Source organism: Xanthomonas sp. LMG 12460, assembly GCF_009192895.1.
Classification (GTDB): domain Bacteria; phylum Pseudomonadota; class Gammaproteobacteria; order Xanthomonadales; family Xanthomonadaceae; genus Xanthomonas_A; species Xanthomonas_A sontii.
On the sequence record NZ_NKUH01000145.1, the window covers coordinates 1 to 5,361 of the forward strand.

Sequence of the window (5,361 nt, forward strand, 5' to 3'; positions counted from 1 at the left end):
TCCTGGATGTCGGTGAGTTCCTGGCGCAGCGACAGCGTCACCGGGCCGGCGGGCGCGGTCAGGTCGCCGACCGCGAAGTCCTTGCCCTTGAGCTGGCCGATCGGGGTCACCACCGCGGCCGTGCCGCAGGCGAACACCTCGGCGATCTCGCCCGAGGCCACGCCGTCGCGCCACTCGTCGATGCTCACCTGCCGCTCCACCACCTGCATGCCGCGGTCGCGGGCCAGTTGCAGGATGCTGTCGCGGGTGATGCCTTCCAGGATGCTGCCCGACAGCGCCGGGGTGACCAGGCTGCCGTCGCGCATCACCAGGAACACGTTCATGCCGCCCAGTTCCTCGATGTACTTGCCCTCGACCGGATCGAGGAACAGCACCTGCGAGCAGCCCTGCGCCTGCGCCTGCTGCTGCGGCAGCAGCGAGGCGGCGTAGTTGCCGCCGCACTTGGCCGCGCCGGTGCCGCCCTTGGCGGCGCGCGCGTAGTCGGTGGACAGCCAGATCGCCACTGGCGCCACGCCCTTGGCGAAATAGGCACCGGCCGGGCTGGCGATGACGTAGTAGCCGGCCTTCTGCGCGGCGCGCACGCCCAGGAAGGCCTCGTTGGCGATCATGAACGGACGGAAATACAGGCTGGTTTCCGGCGCCGACGGCACCCACGCCGCATCGACCGCGATCAGCTGCCGCAGCGATTCCACGAACAGCTCGACCGGCAGCTCCGGCAGCGCCAGGCGCTGTGCCGAGCGCTGCAGGCGCTTGCCGTTGGCCTCCGGGCGGAAGGTCCAGATCGAGCCGTCGGCATGGCGGTAGGCCTTGATGCCTTCGAAGATCTCCTGGCCGTAGTGCAGCACCGAGGCGGCCGGGTCCAGCGCCAGCGGGCCGTAGGCGCGCACTGCGGCGTCGTGCCAGCCCTGCTCGCGGCTCCATTCGATGGCGACCATGTGGTCGGTGAAATAGTTGCCGAAGCCCGGCGCGGCGAGGATCTGCGCGCGCGCCTCGGCGCTGCGCGCGGCGGTGGACGGGGTCAGGCGGAACTGCGTGGACGGCTCGGTAGCGGACACCGGGAATTCCTGTGGTAGTCGAGGGATGGCCAGGGCCGCAGCGTCGTGGCGACGGCAGCGGCGGCGCCCGATCGGGCTCCGTCGCGACGCGCGAGGCGTCGCGCGCGGGTCAGAGCATGCCGGTTTCCAGGCGCGCGGCCTCGGACATCATATGCCGGCCCCACGGCGGATCGAACACCAGCTCGACGTCGGCCTCGGCGATGGTCGGGATCATTTCCAGCTTGCTGCGCACGTCGTCGACCAGGATCTCGCCCATGCCGCAGCCGGGCGCGGTCAGCGTCATCTTGACCTCGACGGTGCGCTGACCATCCTCGCGCGCATGCATGGTCACGTCGTAGATCAGGCCCAGATCGACGATGTTGAACGGGATCTCGGGGTCGAAGCAGGTGCGCAACTGCTGCCAGATCAGGGCTTCGACCTGCTCGTCGCCGGCGTCCTCGGGCAGCTCCAGCCCCGGCGGCGGCTCCTTGCCGATGGCGTCGCCGTCCTTGCCGGCGATGCGGAACAGATTGCCCTCCACGAACACCGTGTAGCTGCCGCCCAGGGCCTGGGTGATATAGCCGTAGCTGCCGGCGGGCAGGGTCACCGCGTCGCCCTGCGGCACCATCACCGCGGCGCAATCGCGTTCGAATTGGACAGGTTCGCTGCTGCGTGAGTACATGGGGGCGATATGGGGCCAGGCCCCGCCGGTGCAAGTCGTGCAGTTTATCCGAGTGCGCGGGGCGCGCGCCGGAAGTATCCTGTACGCCTTCTCCGGGAACATCGAATGCCGCCTTCCTCCACGCCGGCCAGGCCCTCGCACTGGCTGTGGCCCCTGCTGCTCGCCATGGGCTGTTTCACCGCGCTGATCGCCTGGTTGCTGGTGGCGCTGTCGCTGGGTCGCCAGGCCGGCTGGATGGCCGTGGTGGTGGCGCTGGAGATCGCCTGGATGCTGCGTTTGGGCAACCTGCCGCGCGGCCCGCTGCGCATCGCCGTGGCGATGAGCGCCACGGTGCTGGTGATCGTCGCCGCCAACTGGGGTATCGCCGCCGCGCAGATGGGCGCGGGGCTGGGCCTGAACGTCTGGGATTCGTCGCTGAAGATGGGCGCCCACTACGCCTGGACCCTGACCCTGCTGGCCAACAGCCCGGGCGACCTGCTGTGGCTGGGCATCGGCGTGGCCACGGCGTATTTCAGCGCGCGCTGAGCACGGCCGGAGCGCGGCGGACGCCGCTGGGTGGCGATGATGGTTGCCGCCTGATCACCCCCCGATCATCCGCCTTGGCCATGAATCGCATCGTTTTTGTAGGCGCGCCCGAAGCCGCTCCTGCGCCCTGCGCTCGCTACGTCACTCCTGCCCCGCCACTCCGCCCGCAACGGCTCAATGCCCGCCGCCATCCAGCGCCTTCAGTTCGCTGACCAGGGCGCCGGCCGCCTCGGCGCCGTCGCCGTACAGCATGCGGGTGTTGTCGGCATAGAACAGCGCGTTCTCGATGCCGGCGAAGCCGGTGCCCTTGCCGCGCTTGATGACGATGACGTTCCTGGAATTGACCACGTCCAGGATCGGCATGCCGTAGATCGGGCTGGCCGGGTCGGTCTTGGCCACCGGATTGACCACGTCGTTGGCGCCGATCACCAGCGACACGTCGGTGCTGGCGAACTCGGGGTTGATGTCGTCCATGTCGGCGATCAGGTCGTAGGGCACGCCGGCCTCGGCCAGCAGCACGTTCATGTGTCCGGGCATGCGCCCGGCCACCGGGTGGATCGCGAACTTGACCTTGACCCCGCGCTCGATCAGCCGCTGCGCCAACTCCCAGATCTTGTGCTGCGCCTGCGCGACCGCCATGCCGTAACCGGGCACGATCACCACGCGCTCGGCGTAGGCCATCATCGCCGCCACGTCGCCGGCCTCGATCGGCTTCTGGCTGCCGGCGATCGCCTGCGCCTGGCCGCCGCCGCCGAAGTTGGAGAACAGCACGCCGCGGATCGGCCGGTTCATCGCCTTGGCCATCAGCCGGGTCAGCAGGATGCCGGCCGCGCCGACCATCATGCCGGCGATGATCAGCGCCTCGTTGCCGAGCACGTAGCCCTCGAAGGCCACCGCCAGGCCGGTGAAGGCGTTGTACAGCGAGATCACCACCGGCATGTCGGCGCCGCCGATCGGCAGCGTCATCAGCACGCCCAGGGCCAGCGCCAGCACGAAGAACAGCACGATCGCCAGCGGACTCAGGCTGATCGCGGCCCAGGCGCCCACGCCCAGCATCGCCACGCACACCAGCAGGTTGAACGCCTGCTGCGCGGGGAAGGTGACGCGCTTGTCCAGGCGCCCGTCGAGCTTGGCCCAGGCGATGATCGAGCCGGACAGCGACACCGCACCGATCGCCGAGCCGATCACCGCAAGCGCCAGCGTGGTCGCATCCGGCTGGCGCGCGGCCAGCGCGGCGATCGCGGCCTCGCTCCAGTGCGTGGTATCGCGGCGCATCAGGAACGAGAAGCGCAGCAGCTCCACTGCGCCGATCGCCGCCGCCGAGCCGCCGCCCATGCCGTTGTACAGCGCGACCATCTGCGGCATGTCGGTGATCGCCACCTTCTTGGCGGAGATCCACGCCGCGGCGGTGCCGAGCACGATCGCCAGCACGATCAGCGGCAGGTTGTGCAGACCCGGCAGCAGGAAGGTGGCGGCAGTCGCCAGCAGCATGCCGAAACCGGCCCAGCGGATGCCGCTGCGCGCGGTCCTGGGCGAGGCCATGCGCTGCAGGCCGAGCAGGAACAGGGTGGCGGCGACCAGATAGCTGCTCTTGATCAGGATCGGCAACAGTTCCATCAGCACGCGTGCTCCGAAAAAGGACATCTGCCCGAGTGGCAGAAGGTACGAGAGGACGCCCGGCGCGAGGCCGAGCAGTGCCAGCAGGACGGCCACGGCCAGCGCCGCGGCGGTGCGCCGATGCCGCGCATTCAATCCTTCGCCTTGGTCTTGGAGGCATCCGGCTTGCTGGACTTGAACATGTCCAGCATGCGCTCGGTCACCACATAGCCGCCGGCGGCATTGCCGGCGCCGAGCAGCACCGCGACGAAGCCGATGGCTTTCTCCAGGGTGGTGTCGGCATGCCCCAGCACCACCATCGCGCCGATCAGGACGATGCCGTGGATGAAGTTGGAACCGGACATCAGCGGGGTGTGCAGGATCACCGGCACCCGCGAGATGATCACATGCCCGGCGATGGCCGCCAGCATGAAGATGTACAAGGCCACGAACCCGTCGCTCATCGCACCATTCTCCCGGGCGCCGCGCCCGTCCGCCGCATCATAACCGCGTGCTGAACCGCTGTGCGATGCCGGCATGCGGTTGCGCAAAGGCCGCCAGGCCGGGCCGGTCAACCACGCCCGCCACCGCGCGTTAACCACGGCATCCCCCTGCTGGAAGCTAAGCTGTGCTGGTGAGCACGCCCGCCCTCGCACCGCCATCGACCGATGCCGACACCGAACAGCGCCCGCTGCCGGCGTCGCTGGACGCGTTCCTGGCCGAGATCGGGCCGCGCGCGTTCCGCTTCGCCGAAGCCGGACTGCGCCAGCGCGAGGACGCGCTGGACGCGGTGCAGGACGCGATGATCAAGCTGCTGGCCTATCGCGAGCGCCCGGCGCAGGAATGGACGCCGCTGTTCTGGAGCATCCTGCGCCGGCGCATCATCGACCTGCAGCGCCGCCGCACCTTCCGCCTGCGCTTCTGGGCGCCGACCAGCGAGCGTGACGCGGACAGCCCGCCGGACTGGGCCGACGACGGCCCCAATCCGTCCGAGCAGCACGAGCGTCGGCAGACCCATGCGCGGCTGGTGACGGCGCTGCGCGCGCTGCCCGCGCGGCAGCGCGAGGCCTTCACCCTGCGCGTCCTGGAAGAGCTGGACGTGGCCACCACCGCACGCGCGATGGGCTGCTCGGAAGGCTCGGTAAAGACCCACCTGTCGCGCGCCCGCGAGGCGCTGCAGAAACATCTGGAGGACGTCCGATGACATCCGATCGCACCCGCCCGGCGGATTTCGACACGCAGATGCGCGCCGTCCACCAGGCCGGCTTGCAGGCACTGCCCGCGCCGACCCTGGCGCGGCTGCGCGCCGCACGCCAGCAGCCAGCCCCAGCGCCGGCTTGGCGCCGCGTGCGCACGGCTGGCCTGCTGGCGTGCGGCGCGCAGCCGCGCCAGGGTCGGCGCGGGCAGTGCCTGCAAGCCGGCCTGGTGGACGGCGCGCATCTGCGTGTCGAAATCCGCCGGGCGGGTGCGATCGGATGTCATCGGACGTCCTCCAGATGTTTCTGCAGCGCCTCGCGGGCGCGG

General features: G+C 70.1%; 7 protein-coding genes. 3 read left to right on the forward strand and 4 right to left on the reverse strand.

All coding sequences use genetic code 11. The features are described from left to right. Positions 1-1,055: branched-chain amino acid aminotransferase (locus CEK66_RS19965; protein ID WP_152238049.1), on the reverse strand; the 1,055-nt coding region annotated here is incomplete at its 3' end. Between the two features lie 109 nt (positions 1,056-1,164). After that, the gene (sufT, locus tag CEK66_RS19970) at positions 1,165-1,716 is read right to left on the reverse strand and encodes a putative Fe-S cluster assembly protein SufT (RefSeq protein WP_017909071.1); all 552 of its coding nucleotides are present in this window, start codon (positions 1,714-1,716) and stop codon (positions 1,165-1,167) included. A 105-nt stretch (positions 1,717-1,821) separates the two neighbouring features. On the opposite strand from sufT, the gene CEK66_RS19975 reads away from it, so the two are divergent. Then, on the forward strand, positions 1,822-2,241 hold the full coding sequence (locus tag CEK66_RS19975; RefSeq protein ID WP_150410383.1) for a hypothetical protein: 420 nt from the start codon (positions 1,822-1,824) through the stop codon (positions 2,239-2,241). 174 nt (positions 2,242-2,415) lie between these two features. Here CEK66_RS19975 and CEK66_RS19980 read toward each other — a convergent pair whose 3' ends face one another. Together CEK66_RS19980 and CEK66_RS19985 are read right to left on the reverse strand one after the other, a co-directional pair. After that, positions 2,416-3,885, reverse strand: coding sequence for an NAD(P)(+) transhydrogenase (Re/Si-specific) subunit beta (locus tag CEK66_RS19980; protein WP_223875681.1), 1,470 nt, complete (start codon positions 3,883-3,885; stop codon positions 2,416-2,418). 104 nt (positions 3,886-3,989) lie between these two features. Then, positions 3,990-4,301: an NAD(P) transhydrogenase subunit alpha gene (locus CEK66_RS19985; protein ID WP_017909519.1), complete on the reverse strand. Its 312-nt coding sequence runs from the start codon at positions 4,299-4,301 to the stop codon at positions 3,990-3,992. A gap of 164 nt (positions 4,302-4,465) precedes the next feature. Between CEK66_RS19985 and CEK66_RS19990 the strand changes: the two genes are divergently transcribed. Together CEK66_RS19990 and CEK66_RS20745 are read left to right on the forward strand one after the other, a co-directional pair. Then, complete coding sequence (locus CEK66_RS19990; RefSeq protein ID WP_017909518.1) at positions 4,466-5,041, forward strand: RNA polymerase sigma factor; 576 nt, start codon at positions 4,466-4,468, stop codon at positions 5,039-5,041. A 38-nt stretch (positions 5,042-5,079) separates the two neighbouring features. Next, a partial coding sequence (locus CEK66_RS20745) for a hypothetical protein (RefSeq protein ID WP_226978699.1) occupies positions 5,080-5,361 on the forward strand: 282 nt, incomplete at its 3' end.